This window comes from Aurantimonas sp., assembly GCF_964217435.1.
GTDB lineage: Bacteria > Pseudomonadota > Alphaproteobacteria > Rhizobiales > Rhizobiaceae > Aurantimonas > Aurantimonas coralicida.
Genome location: NZ_CAXPJM010000010.1, coordinates 131,825 through 149,468, shown reverse-complemented (window position 1 = coordinate 149,468; position 17,644 = coordinate 131,825). Strand labels below are relative to the sequence as shown.

18 protein-coding genes are annotated in these 17,644 nt (G+C 68.6%); 8 read left to right on the top strand and 10 right to left on the bottom strand.

Translation table 11 applies throughout. The annotated features are described in order from the left end of the window. Positions 1–35 precede the first annotated feature (35 nt). Positions 36–305: a GNAT family N-acetyltransferase gene (locus ACEQX1_RS05585; RefSeq protein WP_370193938.1), complete on the bottom strand. Its 270-nt coding sequence runs from the start codon at positions 303–305 to the stop codon at positions 36–38. A gap of 207 nt (positions 306–512) precedes the next feature. On the opposite strand from ACEQX1_RS05585, the gene ACEQX1_RS05580 reads away from it, so the two are divergent. From ACEQX1_RS05580 to ACEQX1_RS05565, 4 genes are all read left to right on the top strand, one after another. Continuing rightward, the gene (locus ACEQX1_RS05580) at positions 513–3,359 is read left to right on the top strand and encodes a DNA translocase FtsK (protein ID WP_370196592.1); all 2,847 of its coding nucleotides are present in this window, start codon (positions 513–515) and stop codon (positions 3,357–3,359) included. A gap of 166 nt (positions 3,360–3,525) precedes the next feature. After that, a complete protein-coding gene (locus tag ACEQX1_RS05575; protein ID WP_370193567.1) occupies positions 3,526–4,170 on the top strand; it encodes an outer-membrane lipoprotein carrier protein LolA in 645 nt (214 codons plus the stop codon). A gap of 264 nt (positions 4,171–4,434) precedes the next feature. Then, the gene (locus ACEQX1_RS05570; protein ID WP_370193568.1) at positions 4,435–5,160 is read left to right on the top strand and encodes a hypothetical protein; all 726 of its coding nucleotides are present in this window, start codon (positions 4,435–4,437) and stop codon (positions 5,158–5,160) included. Between the two features lie 139 nt (positions 5,161–5,299). Next, positions 5,300–6,106 (top strand): exodeoxyribonuclease III, encoded by an 807-nt coding sequence (locus ACEQX1_RS05565; RefSeq protein WP_370193575.1) that lies wholly within the window; start codon positions 5,300–5,302, stop codon positions 6,104–6,106. Positions 6,107–6,142: 36 nt separating this feature from the next. On the opposite strand, the gene ACEQX1_RS05560 is transcribed toward ACEQX1_RS05565, so the two are convergent. Both ACEQX1_RS05560 and ACEQX1_RS05555 read right to left on the bottom strand, forming a co-directional pair. After that, positions 6,143–6,598, bottom strand: coding sequence for a cyclic nucleotide-binding domain-containing protein (locus ACEQX1_RS05560; protein ID WP_024351930.1), 456 nt, complete (start codon positions 6,596–6,598; stop codon positions 6,143–6,145). Positions 6,599–6,825: 227 nt separating this feature from the next. Then, the gene (locus ACEQX1_RS05555) at positions 6,826–7,509 is read right to left on the bottom strand and encodes a response regulator transcription factor (RefSeq protein ID WP_009211447.1); all 684 of its coding nucleotides are present in this window, start codon (positions 7,507–7,509) and stop codon (positions 6,826–6,828) included. Positions 7,510–7,620: 111 nt separating this feature from the next. Between ACEQX1_RS05555 and ACEQX1_RS05550 the strand changes: the two genes are divergently transcribed. Beyond that, positions 7,621–8,154 carry a L,D-transpeptidase gene (locus ACEQX1_RS05550; RefSeq protein ID WP_370193570.1) on the top strand — a complete coding sequence of 178 codons (534 nt, stop codon included), beginning with the start codon at positions 7,621–7,623 and terminating at the stop codon, positions 8,152–8,154. Between the two features lie 134 nt (positions 8,155–8,288). Further along, a complete protein-coding gene (locus ACEQX1_RS05545; RefSeq protein ID WP_370193571.1) occupies positions 8,289–10,613 on the top strand; it encodes an FdhF/YdeP family oxidoreductase in 2,325 nt (774 codons plus the stop codon). A gap of 63 nt (positions 10,614–10,676) precedes the next feature. Here the strand turns inward: ACEQX1_RS05545 and ACEQX1_RS05540 are convergent, their stop codons facing one another. The 6 genes from ACEQX1_RS05540 to tsaD form a co-directional block, all read right to left on the bottom strand. After that, positions 10,677–11,342: a methyltransferase gene (locus tag ACEQX1_RS05540; RefSeq protein WP_370193572.1), complete on the bottom strand. Its 666-nt coding sequence runs from the start codon at positions 11,340–11,342 to the stop codon at positions 10,677–10,679. A gap of 77 nt (positions 11,343–11,419) precedes the next feature. Next, entirely contained in the window at positions 11,420–11,644 is a 225-nt protein-coding gene (locus ACEQX1_RS05535; protein WP_040326082.1) for a DUF3072 domain-containing protein, read from the bottom strand. Between the two features lie 86 nt (positions 11,645–11,730). Beyond that, positions 11,731–12,168: an EVE domain-containing protein gene (locus tag ACEQX1_RS05530; RefSeq protein ID WP_370193576.1), complete on the bottom strand. Its 438-nt coding sequence runs from the start codon at positions 12,166–12,168 to the stop codon at positions 11,731–11,733. A gap of 8 nt (positions 12,169–12,176) precedes the next feature. Next, complete coding sequence (locus ACEQX1_RS05525) at positions 12,177–12,470, bottom strand: YciI-like protein (protein WP_370193573.1); 294 nt, start codon at positions 12,468–12,470, stop codon at positions 12,177–12,179. Positions 12,471–12,533: 63 nt separating this feature from the next. After that, positions 12,534–13,514 carry an NAD(P)H-dependent glycerol-3-phosphate dehydrogenase gene (locus tag ACEQX1_RS05520; protein WP_370196591.1) on the bottom strand — a complete coding sequence of 327 codons (981 nt, stop codon included), beginning with the start codon at positions 13,512–13,514 and terminating at the stop codon, positions 12,534–12,536. Further along, positions 13,511–14,587, bottom strand: coding sequence for a tRNA (adenosine(37)-N6)-threonylcarbamoyltransferase complex transferase subunit TsaD (gene tsaD / locus ACEQX1_RS05515; RefSeq protein WP_370196598.1), 1,077 nt, complete (start codon positions 14,585–14,587; stop codon positions 13,511–13,513). The genes ACEQX1_RS05520 and tsaD overlap by 4 nt, the downstream gene beginning before the upstream one ends. A 209-nt stretch (positions 14,588–14,796) precedes the next feature. Between tsaD and hemC the strand changes: the two genes are divergently transcribed. Beyond that, positions 14,797–15,732 carry a hydroxymethylbilane synthase gene (gene hemC / locus ACEQX1_RS05510; protein WP_370196140.1) on the top strand — a complete coding sequence of 312 codons (936 nt, stop codon included), beginning with the start codon at positions 14,797–14,799 and terminating at the stop codon, positions 15,730–15,732. 16 nt (positions 15,733–15,748) lie between these two features. Further along, a complete protein-coding gene (locus ACEQX1_RS05505; protein ID WP_370196137.1) occupies positions 15,749–16,447 on the top strand; it encodes a uroporphyrinogen-III synthase in 699 nt (232 codons plus the stop codon). Here ACEQX1_RS05505 and ACEQX1_RS05500 read toward each other — a convergent pair. Then, the gene (locus ACEQX1_RS05500; RefSeq protein ID WP_370196590.1) at positions 16,444–17,559 is read right to left on the bottom strand and encodes a hypothetical protein; all 1,116 of its coding nucleotides are present in this window, start codon (positions 17,557–17,559) and stop codon (positions 16,444–16,446) included. The two genes, ACEQX1_RS05505 and ACEQX1_RS05500, sit on opposite strands and share 4 nt — an antisense overlap. Positions 17,560–17,644 lie beyond the last annotated feature (85 nt).

Below are 17,644 nucleotides of genomic sequence, written 5' to 3'. Positions count from 1 at the left end.
TGGCGTTTGCAAGGGGAGGCGGTCGGCGCCGGGCCCTAGAGAAGCTCGCGGTATTCGGAATGGCGGCGGAACTGCGCCTGAACGTAGGAGCATTGCGGCACCACGGTGAGGCCCGCTCCGCGGGCCCAGTCGACCGCCGCGGCCAGCAGTTTGGCCGCGATGCCCTGGCCGCGTTCGCTGGCCGGCACATAGGTGTGCTCGAAGATCGCCGTCGTGTCGCCGGCCATCGTATAGGTCAGCTCCGACTCGCCGCCTGGCGTCGAAAAGCGGCCCTTGCCGCCGTGGTTCTCGTGGCGAATGTCCATCTCCTGGCTCCGTCTGTCTCTTTCGGCCGCGACATGGGAGGCGAGGCGGGCCGTGGCAAGCCGGAGGCGGTTCCTGCGGGCTTTGTCGCGGCCGCCGCAACTTCCTCTTAAGCTTAAACGGGTCTTAACCAGCCGCGCCTACTCTCCGCGCAAGCAGTGGACCCGCCGCTTCGGGCCGGTCCGCCACGACGAGACAGGCAGGACACGATGGCATCGACGGCGAGTGGCGACAGCCAAACTTCCTTCATCCGACGGCAGGGCGAACTCTGCGGCGCGGCAGGTCTGATCGGCCTGGCGGCCTATTTGGGCGTTGCCTGCGCCACCTGGACGGTCAGCGATCCGTCGCTGAGCCAGTCGAACCAGAACATGGTCGAGAACTGGGCCGGCCCGGCCGGCGCCGTGGTCGCCGATCTCGCCATGCAAATCTTTGGCCTGGGCGCGGCGCTGCTCGTCGCGCTGCCGGCCATCTGGGGCCTTCTGTTCCTGTCCGGTCTGTCCGTCGATCATATCTGGCGCCGCGCCTGGTACGCGCTGGCCGGGATCGTTCTGGCCTCTGCGGCCCTCGGCTGCCTGCCGGCCCCGGCCGGCTGGCCGCTGCCGATCGGGCTTGGGGGCGTGGCCGGCGACATCGTCCTGAAATTCCCGGCGCTGGCCACCGGCGCCTATCCGAGCGGCTTTCTCGGCTTCGTCTTCGCGGTGATGATCGCCGCGCCGGCCGGCTGGCTGTTCCTCAACGGCGCCGGGCTGATCGATCGCAACCGCGCCAGGCCCGTGGCCGACACTCGCCGCCGTCCCGTCGAGGACGAGGACGAGGAGGCCGGCGAAAGCCGCGTGGCGCTGGCCATCGGCGCACTGGCCCATACCGCCTATTCGGTCCGTTCTTCGGTGCAGCGTCACCTCGAAGCCCGGCGCGCGGCGCGCGAGCCGGCAGAATTCGGCGACCGCTTCGACGACTGGCAGGACGACGATTTCGCGACGCCGCAGGCTGCGCAGCAGCCGCAGATGCAGACCGGGCGCGAGATCCGCGTCGCCGCGCAGGCCGAGACCGGCGCCGGCTATCACGACCCGATGGCGGATTATCCCGAGGATGACGGCATGACCGATGCCGGCAACTGGCAGGATGACGTGCCCTATGGCGACGAGCAGGCGGCCTATGACGGCAGCTTCGACGAGCCGCAGCCGGCCCTCAACGACGATGCGATGGTGGTCGGCCCCGCCGACCGCGTGTCGCCCAACGCCGCACCGATCCCCGAGGAGAACGGCGGCTGGCGCGGGCTTCTGGCCGGCAACATCGTCGCCTTCCCGGGCCGCAAGGCGCCGGTCGCCGAAGCGCCGCGCAGCGAGCCGCGGGGCCGCGCCGAAGGGCAGGGCGCACCTGCCCGTCCGCCGCAGCGCGCCGCCGCGCCGCAGCCCGATGCCGGCGTGCGCGTCGTGCCGCAGGCCACCGTCACCGCCGAACAGCAGCGCCTGCGCACCGGCTCCGGTCGCGCCACGGCCCTGAAGCCGGTCACCACGGTCGCCGATCCGGTGCGCTTCGAGCTGCCGTCGATCGAATTTCTGACGCCGCCCAAGCCGCGCAGCCGCGACAGCTCGCTGTCGCCCGAGGCGCTGCAGGAGAATGCCCGCCTGCTCGAAGGCGTGCTGGAGGATTTCGGCGTCAAGGGCGAGATCATCGAGGTCCGTCCGGGCCCGGTCGTCACCCTCTACGAACTGGAGCCGGCACCCGGCATCAAGTCGTCGCGCGTCATCGGCCTGTCGGACGACATCGCCCGCTCGATGAGCGCCATCGCCGCCCGCGTCGCCGTCATTCCGGGCAAGAACGCCATCGGCATCGAACTGCCGAACCAGCGCCGCGACACGGTCTATTTCCGCGAGATGATCGGCTCCGACGCGTTCATCCAGAACAAGGCCAAGCTGCCGCTGGCGCTGGGCAAGACCATCGGCGGCGAGCCGGTGATCGCCGACCTCGCCAAGATGCCGCATCTGCTGGTTGCCGGTACCACCGGTTCGGGCAAGTCGGTGTCGATCAACACCATGATCCTGTCGCTGCTCTACCGGATGACCCCGGCCGAGTGCCGCCTGATCATGATCGACCCGAAGATGCTGGAACTGTCGATCTATGACGGCATCCCGCATCTCTTGGCCCCGGTGGTCACCGACCCGAAGAAGGCCGTTGTCGCGCTGAAGTGGACCGTCCGCGAGATGGAGGACCGCTATCGCAAGATGTCCAAGGTCGGTGTGCGCAACATCGACGGCTTCAATGCCCGGGTGAAGGCCGCCATGGAGAAGGGCGAGACGATCTCGCGCACGGTCCAGACCGGCTTCGACCGCGAGACCGGCGAGCCGATCTTCGAGACCGAGGAATTCGACCTGTCGCCGCTGCCCTACATCGTCGTCATCATCGACGAGATGGCCGACCTGATGATGGTCGCGGGCAAGGACATCGAGGGCACGGTGCAGCGCCTCGCGCAGATGGCCCGCGCCGCCGGCATCCACGTCATCATGGCGACCCAGCGCCCGTCGGTCGACGTGATCACCGGCACGATCAAGGCCAACTTCCCGACCCGTATCTCCTTCCAGGTGACGTCGAAGATCGACTCGCGCACCATCCTGCAGGAGCAGGGTGCCGAGCAGCTCCTGGGCATGGGCGACATGCTGTTCATGGCCGGCGGCGGCCGCACCCAGCGCGTCCACGGCCCGTTCGTCGACGACGCCGAGGTGGAGGACATCGTCAATCACCTGAAGAGCCAGGGCGTGCCGGACTATCTCGATTCGATCCTTGAGGAGGACGAGGAAGATGGCGGCGACAGCGGCTCGGGCGGCGGTTCGAGCGGCGGCGAGCCGGACGAGGGCGCCGACCTCTACGACCAGGCGGTGGCGATCGTCCTGCGCGACGGCAAGGCCTCGACCTCCTACGTCCAGCGGCGCCTGTCGATCGGCTACAACCGCGCCGCCTCGATCATCGAGCGGATGGAGCGCGAGGGTGTCGTCGGCGCGGCCAACCATGCCGGCAAGCGCGAGATCCTGGTGCCGACCGAAGACGACCGCATGTGATCGCGAAAGGGCGCGCGAAACAAGGCGCGTGCGCCGCACGCGCGCCCCATTGCTCCCCCAGACTGACGTCCAAGGAAGGGCCCCCCGCGCCGAAACGGCTCCGGGGCCCTATATCCCCCGCATGAGACGAAGGGCGGACTTCGGAACAAGGGAAGTATCCATCACCATGGCCAAGACATTCGACATCATCTCCCGCTTCGCCACGACCCGCGCCCTGGCTGCGACGATTGCCGTCGCCGCGGTCTGCGGTCCGATGGCGGCCGGTCCTGCCGCGGCGCAGGCCGGTGCCCAGCAGATCGCCGATCATTTCGCCGGCATCCCCTCGATGCACGGCGATTTCGTGCAGTTCGATCCGAACGGCCGGCAGACCGAGGGCAAGTTCTATATCGAGAAGCCCGGCAAGGTGCGCTTCGACTACACCCAACAGCCGCTGCGGGTGATCGCCGACGGCTCCACCGTGGCGATCAACAACAAGAAGCTGAACACCTGGGACACCTATCCCCTGTCGAAGACGCCGCTGAAGCTCCTGCTCGACCGGCGGATCGACCTCTCCCAAGCGAATATCCAGAGCGTCAAGGAAGAGCCGGACCTGACGACGATCGTCATGGGCGACAGCTCGATCTTCGGCAATTCGCGCATCACGCTGATGTTCGACCCGAAGAGCTACGAGCTGAAGCAGTGGACGATCCGCGACCAGCAGGGCAAGGACACCACGGTGATGATCTACAACGTCAAGCATGGCGGCGACATCGCCGAATCGACGTTCAAGATCCCCTATACCGCGATCGCCCAGGGCCAGACCGGCAACTGACGCGGTCCGCGTCGCGGGGCTGGCAAGCCTAGCCCTGCGGCGCTTCGGCGGTTCCCGCTTCGGCGGCCGCGGGCACGATCCGCGCCGAGACCGGCATGGCGCTGCGTATCGCAGCGCAATATCTTCCTCGAAACAGGTTTTTCATGGTTACCCGGTGTTAATCAAAAGATTAACGCAAGACGGGTGGCCTGAAACGATCCGGCCACCGACTGGCTTAACCGCTCGACGACTGCTGTTCGGCAGTCACGAGAAAAGGAGGCAGTCATGAGTGCAGCAAACCCTCGGATCATCCTTTATACTCTTCTTGCCGGATCGGCGCTTGCGGTGGCGTCGCCCGCACTGGCGCAGATCGGCGCGGGCGTCGGCGCCTCCGTCGGCGGGGTCAGTGCCGGCGTGGGCGCGTCGGTCGGTGGCGGCGGCATCAGTGCCGGGGCTGGCGCTTCGGCCGGAGGCCATGACGGCGGCGGTGTCGGTGCGGGCGCCGGCGCGTCGGTCGGCGGTGGAAGCGGCGTCAACGCAGGCGCCGGGGCTTCGGTCGGTGGCAGCAGCGGCGTCAACGCGGGGGCCGGTGCATCCATCGGTGGCGGCAATGGCGTGAACGCCGGTGTCGGGGCCTCGGTTGGCGGCAACAATGGCGTGAGTGCCGGTGTCGGAGCGTCGTTCGGCGGCGGCAGCGGCGCCGATGTGGGCGTGTCGGCCTCCCTTGGCGGCCAGAACGGCATCGACACGAATGGCCGCGTCTCCCTCGGCGGCACGCCGCAACAGCCGGGCGGCACTATCGTGCCCGCGCCGACCAGCCCGCAGATGCCCAATCCGGGCACCGCGCAGGGCTTCGACGGAGAGGATGCGCGCTATTATGCGGCCTTCGAGGGCATGTCGCGGTCGGAGCAGACGGCGATGGTGCGCCGCTGCGCCGGCATCATGGCCGATCCGAACGCCTTCGATCAGGGTCTCGTGGCGCTCTGCAAGGTCGTCCAGCAGGTCCGCTGACCGGCCGTCGGCTCCTTCGCCATACCGAACCGGATCGGCGCCGCCTCGTGCGGCGCCGGTTGCGTGAGCGGGCAAGACTTGAACGGTGCCGGCAGGCCGCCTAAGCGGGAGCCCCATCGTGTTTTCGCCGGAACTGCCCATGCCCTTCACCATCGCGACCTGGAACATCAATTCGGTGCGCCTGCGCATGCCCCTGGTGCAGCGGCTCCTGGAAGAGCGACAGCCGGATATCCTGTGCCTGCAGGAGACCAAGTGTCCGAACGACCAGTTTCCGGAAAAGGCCTTCAAGGCGCTCGGTTACGAGCACATCGCGATCCATGGCCAGAAGGGCTATCACGGCGTCGCCACGGTCTCGAAGCAGCCCTTCGACGACATCGTGCGCCAGGATTTCTGCCAGATCGGCGATGCACGCCATCTGTCGACGCGGCTGAGCATCGGCGGGCGGCGGCTGCGGGTGCACAATTTCTATGTGCCGGCGGGGGGGGACGAGCCGAATCCGGAGGTCAACGTCAAGTTCAAGCACAAGCTCGACTTCATCGAGGAGATGCGGCTGATCAGCGCCGAAGCGGAGCCGGGCGTCTCCTCGCTGCTTGTCGGCGATCTTAACATCGCCCCCTTCGAGACCGACGTCTGGTCGCACAAGCAGCTTCTGAAGGTGGTGTCGCATACGCCGATCGAATGCGAGGGGCTGCTGCGGGCGCAGGCCGACGGGCGCTGGACGGACCTGATGCGCCATCACGTGCCGATGGACGAGCAGTTGTTCACCTGGTGGAGCTACCGTTCCAAGGACTGGGCGGCGTCCAATCGCGGCCGGCGCCTCGACCATATCTGGGGATCGCAGGATCTCGCGCCGGCCCTGACCGCGATCGACGTGATGAGCGCCGCACGCAGCTGGGAGCGGCCCTCCGACCACGTCCCGGTGCTGGCGAGCTTCGACATCGCCTGAAGACCGGGGGCGCCCTCTCAAGGGCGCGGCCCGGTTTCAGCTGGTGAAGCGGTGTTCCATGGCGAGGATGTCGCCGGTCATTTCTGCAAGCCGGGCCTTCAGCTTGGCGTGCAGGCCGGCGGCGTAGTCGGGATACTCTTCCAGCATGCGCCGGAACAGCGGCCGGGTGATGCGGATCAGTTCGCAGTCGGTCAGCGTGCGGGCGCTGGTCGGGCGCCGGGTCTCGGTGATCAGCGCCATTTCACCCAGAAGCGTGCCGGGGCCGTAGGTGCCGACGACGATCTGGCGCTCCGGCCGGCCCCGCAGGAGCGCGATCTCGCCCGAGACGATGACCAGACCGGCATCGGAGCGGGCATCCTCGCGGAACACGAACTCGTCGCGGTGCAGCCGCCGACGCTCGGCGCCAAAGGCCAGCAGCCGCAACTGGTCGGCATGCAGATCCTCGAACAGGGGCACGTTGCGCAGGACGGCGATGTCGCTTTCGAGACTCATCTGGTCGGCGCACCGATCTCCTGCCGGGTTCGCGGCGGCCCGTTGACCAGCACCGTCGCAGCTCTGGCTGCCCGTCGTTTCGTTGCCCGGCGCAGCCGGACCTGTTTCCCCGCCATGGGAGCGTTAGCGAATGGTTATACGGGAGCGGCGAATTGATGGAAACTCACGACCTGCCGCTTCCGCCCGGCCGGCGACGCTCATCCGCAGCTTTCCGGGGCTTGGAGGCATCAGGGGACGAGCTTGTAGCCGCCGGATTCGGTGATCAGGATCCGCGCACTGGACGGGTCCGCCTCGATCTTCTGGCGCAGCCGGTACACGTGGGTTTCCAGCGTGTGGGTGGTGACGCCGGAATTGTAGCCCCAGACCTCTTCCAGCAGCACGTCGCGGGTGATCACCCGGCGGTCGGCGCGGTAGAGATAGCGGATGATCGCCGTCTCCTTCTCGGTCAGGCGGATCTTGCCGCCCTTGTCGTCGAGAAGCACCTTCTGGCTGGGCTTGAAGATGTAGGGGCCGACCTGGAAGGTGGCGTCCTCGCTGTTCTCGTGCTGGCGCAGCTGGGCCCGGATGCGGGCCAGGAGCACGGCGAAGCGGAACGGCTTGGTGACGTAGTCGTTCGCCCCCGCCTCGAGGCCGAGAATGGTGTCGGCGTCGGTGTCCTGGCCGGTCAGGATGATGATCGGCGCCTTGAAGCCGGTCTTGCGCAGGACCTTCACCGCCTCGCGGCCGTCCATGTCGGGCAGGCCGACATCCATCACCACGAGGTCGATCAGCCCGGCCCGCGCGGCATTGATGCCCTTGGTGGCGTCGGGCTCCTGCAGGACCGTGAACTCCTCGTGGAGGGAGAGCTGGTCGGCCAGGGTCTGCCGAAGATCGGTGTCGTCATCAACGATGAGAATGCTGCGTACGCTCATGCGATATCGTCGCCCGGTTTTCTCTGCCGTCGCCCCGACGGAGCGGCTCGCGGCTGTAACAATTCGTGATAGACATAGGCGGTTTTCCCGCCGTGTCATGGTCAGTTGCGAATGATTCCAAAAAAACCGGTGCTGATGGTCCGGCGCGCGCCCGGCAATCCCCGTCGCGGCATCCTGTGTGCCGGGCCTTTGCGCCTGCCCTGCGCGCTCGGCCGCTCGGGCACGACGATCTTCAAGCGCGAAGGCGACGGCGCGACGCCGGTTGCCGCGATGGACGTGCTGTCGGCCTGGCACCGGCCGGGCCGGATGGCGCGCCCGGCCGCGCCTTTGCCGATCCGGCGGATCCGGGCCGATGTGGACGGATGGTGCGATGCGCCCGACCACGCGGCCTACAATCGCCATGTGCGGCTGCCGTTTCCGGCGAGTGCCGAACGAATGGCGCGTGCCGACCGGCTCTACAATTTCGTCGTGGTGCTCGACTGGAACATCCGGCAGCGCGGCCGGGGCCGCGGCAGCGCGATCTTCCTGCATGTCGCCAAGCCCGGCTATCCACCGACGCAGGGCTGCGTCGCGGTAGCGCCGGCCGACATGCTGCGGCTGGCGCCGTATCTGAAGCGCGGCGCAAGGCTGGTGGTGCAGCGCTGACGCGCAGCGTTCTCCAGCGGCCCCGACAATTCGTCACATGCAACCGCGTGCGAGCCTGCGGAGTTGACCCGTCAGGCTTACGGTTTGCCGGGAGTGGCTCCTGAGCGCTCCTGACAGGTTGCATGGAGACGGACATGGAACGCAGCGAAAACACCGACAATCCGACCATCGAACAATATGACCAGCCGACCGGCGGCTGGGGCTCGGTCAAGTCGCTCCTGTCCCACGCCAAGGACGAGGGCATGCTGGCGTCCACCCTGTGGGCGACCCTGCAGAAGCAGAACAAGGCCGACGGCTATCAATGCGTGTCGTGCTCCTGGGCCAAGCCGGCCGAGCCGCATACCTTCGAATATTGCGAGAACGGCGCCAAGGCGACGATCTGGGAAACGACACCGAAGCGTTGCGACCGCGAGTTCTTCGCGAAACACACGGTGAGCGAGCTTCTGGAGTGGACGGACCACGATCTGGAGAAGCGGGGCCGGCTGACGACCCCGATGCGCTACGACCGCACGCTCGACCAGTATGTGCCGGTGAAATGGGAGGACGCCTTCCGCGAGATCGCGGCCGAGCTGAACGCCATCGATCCGAAATCGGCGGTGTTCTACGTCTCGGGCCGCGCCGCGCTCGAGACCTCGCATATGTGGCAGCTGATGGCGCGGATCTACGGGTCCAACAACCTGCCCGATAGCTCCAACATGTGCCACGAATCCACGTCGGTCGGCCTGCCGGAATCGATCGGCTCGCCGGTGGGGACGGTCACGCTGGACGATTTCGACCAGTGCGACATGATGTTCTTCTTCGGCCACAACACCGGCACCAATGCGCCGCGGCTGCTGCACTGGGTGCAGGAGGCGCGCAAGCGCGGGGCGCCGGTGATCACCTTCAATCCGGTGCTGGAGCGCGGCCTGATGCGCTTCAAGAACCCGCAGTCGCCGACCGAGATGCTGTCCCCCGACGAGGGGACCAAGATGTCGAGCGACTATTACCAGGTGCGCGGCGGCGGCGACATCGCGGCGATGACCGGCATCGCCAAGGCGGTCTTCGCCCTCGACGATGCGGCCCGGGAGACCGGCCGGCCGCGGGTGCTCGACGTCGATTTCATCGAGACGCATTGCCACGGCTTCGACGAGTTCGAACGCTTCGTACGGCAGGCGGACTGGGACGAGATCGTGCGCTGCTCCGGTCTGCCGCGGGACGAGCTGGAACATGTCGGCCGGGTCTATGCGAAGGCCGAGAAGGTCATCGGCAATTACGGCATGGGCCTCACCCAGCACCGGCACGGCATCGAGAACGTGCAGATGCTGGTCAACCTCCTCCTGATGCGCGGCATGATGGGCAAGCCGGGCGCCGGCATCTCGCCGATCCGCGGCCATTCCAACGTGCAGGGCCAGCGCACCGTCGGCATCACCGAGAAGCTGAAGCTGATCCCGGTGGAGAAGTTCGAGGAATTCTACGGCTTCACGGTTCCCAAGGAGGACGGTCTCGACACGATCGGAACCTGCGAGGGCATTCTCGACGGATCGGTGAAGGCCTTCGTGGCGCTGGGCGGCAATTTCTCCCGCGCCATTCCCGACACGGCCCGGATGGAGGATGCCTGGCGGCGCATGCGCCTCAATGTCCAGATATCCACCAAGCTGAATCGCAATCACCTGCTGACGGCGGAGATCAACTACATCCTGCCCTGCATCGGCCGGATCGAGCGCGACACGCAGGCGAGCGGGCCGCAGACGGTTTCCATGGAGGATTCCACCGCCTGCATCCATGCCTCCTTCGGCCACCGCGAGCCGGCTTCGCGCGAGCTCCTGTCGGAGCCCAAGATCGTCGCCGAACTCGCCAAGGCGCTGGTGCCGGGCAAATCGACCGTGCCGTGGGATGAATGGGTCGGCGACTACGCCAAGGTCCGCGACGCGATCGAGCGGGCCTATCCGACCGATTTCCGCGACTTCAACAAGCGCATGGGCACGCCCGGCGGGTTCCACCGCGACATCGGCGCCTCCTATCGCGAATGGCGCACGGAATCGGGCAAGGCGAATTTCCTCACCCCGGACACCTTCGACGTTGACCCGGACATCGACACGACCAGTGCCGATGTCCTGCGGCTGATCACCCTGCGCTCGAACGATCAGTTCAACACGACGATCTACGGCTATGACGACCGCCTGCGCGGGGTGTTCGGCACCCGCATGGTCATCCTGATGAACGAGGAGGACATGCAGCGGCTGGGTCTTCGGAACGACGACCGCGTCGATGTCCAGACCCATACCGACGACGGGATCGTCCGCAAGGTCGAGGATTACCGGGTCCATGCCTGGGCGATGCCGAAGGGCAATTGCGGCGGCTATTACCCGGAGCTGAACGCCCTTCTGCCGCTGTGGCACCATTCCAAGCGGGCCCATGTGCCGGCCGCCAAGTCGATCCCCGTGCGGCTGACCAAGCGGGGCCGGCAGGCTGCGGCCTGAGCCGGGTCCCGATCTCCCGCCGCTGACAGCCCGGGAATCATGCGAAGGACGGACGCCTGTCGATCAGGCGCCCGTCCACCGCCAGACATTGGTGCGCTTGATTTCGGCGTCCTCCAGGGCCCGGGTGACGGGCACTTCGTAGGTCGCCAGCCGGCTGACGCGATCGGCCGGCAGATAGGCCCGGCCCGGATCGCCGACGAGAATGGTGATGCCCTCGGCGTTCAGCCGGTCGAACCACGGCGCGATCCGCCTGGCCATGTCCGAGTCGAAGAAGACGTCGCCGGCAAGCAGGATGTCGGCTTGCGGAATTTCACCGATGATGTCGCGCGCCTCGAATCCGACCGGTGTCTCGTTGAGGGCGGCGTTGAGGCGGATCGCGGCGGCACAGAACGGGTCGATGTCGTAGCCGGTGACGGCGGCCGCGCCGGCACGCGCGGCGGCGATGGCGACGAGGCCGGATCCGGTCGCGAAATCGGCGACGCGCCGGCCCCGGACGATCTCGGGATGGTCGAGGACATGACGGGCGAGCGCCTGTCCGCCGGCCCAGGCAAAGGCCCAGAAGGGCGGCGGCAGGCCGATCGCGTCCAGTTCCGCCTCGGTCTTCAGCCACAGATCATGCGCCTCGTCGGCCAGATGCAGCCGGATTTCCGGGACATGGGGTGGGGCTAGGATCGCCGTGTTGGCGCGGATGAAGCGCTCGGCGTCGGCGGGGACGATGCGATCCATCATGCCGGAACGCTTGGCTGCACAGGCGATGAAAGGGCGGGGGCCGCCAAAGCGGCCCGCACTCTTCTGCCGGAAACCGATCAGGCCTCGCTCTTCACCCGATCGCTCTCGGCGCGCAGCTTGTCGATGAGGATCGACGCATCGGCCTTGCTCAGCGTCTCGTCGAAGGGGTGGCCGGTCTCCTCGCAAAGCGTCTTGAGATAGGACCCCTGTGCCCCGGTCATGGGCTCGCCGCCCGTCGTCCAGGTTTCGGGGTCCTTCTCGGTGTTCGAGCCGGTGTCGACCTTGGCGTTCGCAGTATCCATGACGTGTCTCCGAAGATTGTGTTGTTCCGGGAATGTTCATGGCGCGGCTCCGTTCCCGCGATGGCGCCGATGCGCCGTCGCTGCGGCTATTTGCCCATGGCCTTGGCGGGGTCGAGCCCGCCCATCTCGCAGACGGTGCGGAACTCGTCCGGTTCGACCGGCTGCACCGATAGGCGGGAATTGTTGACCAGCACCATGTCCTTGAGCGCTGGCTCGGCCTTCACCGCATCGAGGGTCACCGGATTGGGCACGTCCATCACCGCCTTGATGTCCACGCACTCCCACTTGCCGTCCTTGGCGGTGGAATCGGGATGGGCCTCGGCGATCACCTCGACGATGCCGACGACGGCCTTGCCCTCGTTGGAATGGTAGAAGAAGCCGCGATCGCCGACCTTCATCTCGCGCATGAAGTTGCGGGCCTGGTAGTTGCGGACCCCGTCCCACTCCTGCCCCTTGTCGCCGGCCTTCTTCTGATGGTCGAACGACCATTTGAACGGCTCGGACTTGAACAGCCAGTAGCGCATGCCCTCGATCATGCCGTCGCTGCCGGATTCTTGATGGCCCAGTTCCAGGGGCGGACATCGACCTTGGCGAAGAGCCCGGCCAGCGCATAGGGATCCTTCGCCGCCGTCGCCCTGGCCGCCTCCAGCGAGTCCGCCTCGATCACCACCAGACTGCCGCAGGGCTTGTCGTCGGGGCCAAGGAACGGTCCGGCGAATTTCAGCCCGTCGCCGAGACCGTGCAGGAACGCCAGATGGTCGGCGCGGGTGTCGAGGCGCAGCTGCAGGCTGTCCGGCTTATCGTCGCAGAGAATGGCAAAGAGCATCGGGTGATCCTTGTCTGGTGGGTCAGAAAAACGGCACGCAGGCGACAGCCCGGTGCCGCGGGTTCAAACGGTTTCCCGCTTCAAAGGGCGGGCGAGCAGGGCCTCGATCGCCGCGTCGATGTCGAGCTGGCCGGCGAGAATCGCGGCGACGGTGGCGATGATCGGCGCGTCGATGCGGTGCTCCTGCGCCAGGCGGGCGGCGATCTCGGCGGTGAACACGCCCTCGGCGAGCTTCAGCCCGGTGCGGTCGTCGCCGCGGCCGAGCGCCATGCCATAGGCGAAGTTGCGCGACTGGGCGCTGGAGCAGGTCAGCACCAGATCGCCGAGGCCGGAGAGGCCCATCAGCGTGTCGGGCCGGCCGCCGAGCGCGGCGCCCAGACGGCGCAGCTCGACGAAGCCGCGGGTCCCGATGGCGGCCTGGGCGGAGGCGCCGCGGCCACGGCCGGCGACCGCGCCGGCGGCGAGCGCCAGGACGTTCTTCAACGCGCCGCCCGCCTCGACGCCGCGCATGTCGGCGGTGGCATAGCCGCGGAAGGTCTCGGTCGACAGACGCCGCGCGGCCGCGTCGGCGGTCTCTTCTGTTTCGGCCGCAATGGTCACGGCAGTGGGCAGGCCGCGCGCCACGTCGGCGGCAAAGCTCGGGCCGGACAGGACGGCGAGGGGGCGGCCCGGCAGCACCTCGGCCAGAACATCGGTGGCGAAGCGACCGGTCTCGCGCTCGATGCCCTTGGAGCAGAGGATCGCCAGCGCGTCGCCCGCAATGTGCGGCGCGAGATCGGCGGCGACGGTGCGCAGGCTCTGGGCCGGCACGACGAAGAGGATGGTGCGGGCGCCGGCAAGCGCTTCGGCCGAGTCCGTGGTGGCGGTCAAACCCGCCGGCAGCGGCGTGTCGGGCAGATAGCGCGGGTTGCGCCGGCTCTCGTTGATCGCCGCGACGGTCCCGGCGTCGCGGGCCAGGATCCGCGGCGCGTGGCCGGCCCGGGCATAGAGGCAGCCCAGCGCCGTGCCCCAGGCGCCGCCGCCGATGATGGCGAAGTGGCTCATGCCTTGGCTCCCCGTCGGCCGAAGCCGATCATCGGCGCCGAATCCCCGTCCAGGGGCCAGCGCGAGCGCACCGGCGCATCGAGGCCATCGACCATGCCGGCCTCGAAACGCTCCAGCCCGGCATAGGCGATCATCGCGGCGTTGTCAGTGCACAGCGCCAGTGGCGGGGCGACCAGCCGAACGCCGGTCTGTGCGGTCTGGGCCTCGAGCGCGGTGCGGATCGCCCGGTTGGCGGCAACGCCGCCGGCCACCGCCAGCACCGGATCGGCGAGATCGGGAAAACGCTCGCGGAACTGCGTCAGGGCGCGGCCGACCCGGTCGGCGAGGCTGTCGGCGGCGGCGGCCTGGAAACCGGCGCACAGATCGTCGACATCGGCCGGCGACAGCGGCGCGGCGGCCTGGGCCGCCATGCGCAGGGCCGTCTTCAGGCCGGAAAAGGAGAAGTCCAGCCGGGGATTGCCCTTCATCGGGCGGGGCAGGGCAAAGCGCTTCGGATCGCCCGCCGCCGCGCGCCGCTCGACATGGGGCCCGCCGGGATTGGGCAGGCCCAGCAGCTTGGCGGTCTTGTCGAAGGCCTCGCCCAGCGCGTCGTCGATGGTCGTGCCCCAGCGCTCATAGGCGCCGAGCCCGCGCACCAGCACGATCTGGCTGTGGCCGCCGGAAACCAGCAGCAGGAGATAGGGATAGGCGAGGCGGTCGGTCAGGCGCGGCGTCAGGGCGTGGCCTTCGAGATGATTGATCGCCAGGAAGGGCAGCCGGCGCGCGGCGGCGATCGCCTTGCCGGTCATGGCGCCGACGATCAGGCCGCCAACGAGGCCGGGGCCGGTGGTCGCCGCGACGGCGGACAGCTCGTCGAAACCGATGCCGGCCTCGTCCATCGCCGCCTTCACGATGCCGTCCAACGCCTCGACATGGGCCCGTGCGGCGATCTCCGGCACGACACCGCCGAAGGCGGCATGTTCCTCGACCTGGCTCAGCACCACGTTGGACAGGATCACCGGCGCGCCAGCATCGTCGCGCTCGAGGACCGACGCGGCGGTCTCGTCGCAGCTCGTCTCGATGCCGAGGATCAGGGGGCGGGGCGGATTGGCAGGCGTCACGTTCGGTCCGGGCGGTAATGGCGTGCTGCCGACATAGGCGATCGGCGCGCGTCCCGCCACCGTCGATCGCCGGTCGGAACCGGTCGGCGGCGGTCGAAATTCCGGGCCGGACGGTTCCGGTGGGCGGTCCGCCGCCCTATGAACGAGCCGACGACATGCAAAGCGAACTGACGGGACAGACCATGGCCAGCGACATCATCCGGATCGGCACGCGCGGCAGCCAGCTTGCCAAGGCGCAGGCGAGCGAGGTGCGCGCCCGCCTGATGGCGGCGCACGACCTGCCGGAGGAGGCCTTCGAGATCGAGGTGATCTCGACCACCGGCGACCGCATCCTCGACCGGCCGCTGTCGGAAGTCGGCGGCAAGGGGCTGTTCACCAAGGAGATCGAGGCGGCGCTGATCGACGGGCGCATCGACATCGCGGCGCATTCGTCCAAGGACATGGCCACCGCCTCGCCGGAGGGGCTGGAGGTCTCCGCCTATCTGCCGCGCGAGGATGTCCGCGACGCCTTCATCGGCCGCACGGCGGCGACCATCGACGAGCTGCCGCACGGGGCAACCATCGGCTCGGCCTCGCTGCGCCGCCAGTCGCTCCTGAAGCGGATGCGCCCGGATCTGAAGGTGATTACCTTCCGGGGTAACGTCCAGAGCCGGCTGCGCAAGCTGGAAGAGGGCCAGGTGGACGCGACGCTGCTGGCGCTGGCCGGCCTCAACCGCATGGCGATGCAGGACGTCGCGACGGAAATCCTCGAGGTCGAGCGCTTCCTGCCGGCGCCGGGCCAAGGGGCGATCTGCATCCAGAACCGGATCGGCGACGAACGGGTGCACGGGCTCGTCGCGGCGATCGCCGACCCGCGGACGACCGTGGCGCTGACCGCCGAGCGGGCCTTCCTCGCCGAACTCGACGGCTCCTGTCGCACGCCGATCGCCGCCCATGCGGTGCTGGCCGAGGACGGCACGGTCACCCTGCACGGCATGATCCTGACGCCGGACGGCAGCCGGATGCACGAGACCCGGCGCACCGGCATCGCCACCGATGCCGAAGCGCTGGGCCGGCTGGCCGGCCGCGACGTGCTGGACGCGGCGGGGCCGGGCTTCTTCGACAGCTGGGGCGCCTGACGCGGCGGGGCCGGCCATGGCCCGGGTGCTGATCCTGCGCGCCGCGGACGCGGCCGTGCAGACGGCCGAGGCGCTCGCCAAGCGTGGCCATCAGCCGCTCGTTCTGCCGGTGGAGTGGATGCGGACGATCGATGGGCCCGCTCCAACGGGCGACTTCGCCGCCCTTGCCGCGACCAGCATGCGCGCCGTGCCGGCCCTGGCGAAGGGGTTTCCGGGCGACGGGCGCGCGGTCTTCGCGGTCGGCGAGCGGACCGGCTCGGCGCTGCTGGCGGCCGGCTTTCCCGATGTGCGGATTGCGGCGGGGGAGGCCGGGGATATTGCCCGGCTGGCCCGGGACGCAGGGTTCGATGAAACCGCGACGATCCTCTATGCCGCCGGACGACCACGCACCGGGACGCTGGAAACGGCGCTGACCGCGGCGGGAATCGGCTGCCGCGTCTGGGAAGTCTACGAGACGGTGGCCCATCGCCTGGAGCGGAGCGTCGTCGCGGCTGTCCTGCATGACGGGCCGCCCGACGCTGTGCTGCTTTTATCGGCCGGGCAGGCGACGGCCTATGGCGAGCTGGTCGCGACCTTTCCCGATCTCTTCCGGCCGGCGCCGAAGATTCTGGCGCTGTCGGCGCGAATTGCCGCGGCTTTGCCTGCAAATCTCGCCGAAACGGTACGCCTATCTGACGACACCCGACTTGCCTCGCTTTTCGAACGGCTCGACTAACCTAGTTGAAGGGTCAGGTCTGATGCGGCGCTTGCGCGGCCCGTGCGAATGAAGGACGAATAGCGTGAATGCGTGCGGTGCGGAAATCGACCCGATATCCCTGCCAAGCCCGGTGAGAATGGAGCAGCTTCGATGACCAACCGTCCCCGGCGCTCAAGGCCGAGCAAGACGCGCGGCCAGACGATCGATCTCAAGGCGGAAAAGAACGAACCGGTGACCGACAAGAACAACGACGACACTGGCGCGACGGCCTCTGCCAAGCCCGCCGGCCCGACCGACGCATCGAAGGATGGCAAGACAGCACCGAAGACCGGCGCTGCGCCCACGGCGTCCGCCAGCACGGCGAAGAGCGAGGTGAAGTACACCTCGAGCCGCGGTGCGAGCGAGCCCAAGACCGGCGATGCGCCGGCATCGGGTACGGCCGGGACCGGTGCGGCCAAGGCCGAGCCGTCGAAGCCGGCCACCGGCGCGACATCGACGCCGGCCGCCAAACCCGCCGGCGATCCGAAGGCCTCCGACAAGACCGGTTCCGCCGGGGCGGCGACCGCTGCCACCTCCGCGTCGGCCAGCGCCGCGACCGGCGCCAAACCGGCAACCGCGCCGGCCTCCTCCGCAACCGCCGCCAAGCCATCCGGCGCGACCGCGTCCCCGGCTGCAACCGGCACGGCCGCGAAGCCGGCAACACCGGTAACGGGCGGGGCGACCGCAACGCCGGCGACGGCATCGGCGACCGGGTCTCCGGGGACGACCGCCGGCAAGGACGCATCGAAGCCTGCGGCTTCCAGCAGTGCGACTGCTCCGACGTCCGCCGCTTCCGGTTCGGCGCAATCCTCCGCAAGCGGTGGGTCTGCGACCACCAGCAGCTCGCCTGCCAAGCCGACATCCACTCCGGCGTCGGCATCCGCCTCGGCTGCAACCGCCGGCAAGCCCGCCTCGACGGCTTCGGGCGGCACCGGTTCGACCACGGGCGCTGCGCGGCCCGCATCGGCAACGCCAGCCACGACGGGCACCCCGGCTGCCGGCAGCAAGCCAGCGTCCGCCGCAACAGGGTCCACGACGTCCTCGTCCGGCAGTTCCAGCCCGAGCGCGGCGTCCCGCGCGACCGGCACCACGGGTCCATCGACGGGCCGCACAACGACATCGGCTGCGACCGACCGGTCCTCCGGGCTCGGCTTCGGCGGCGCGGCGGCAGCGGGC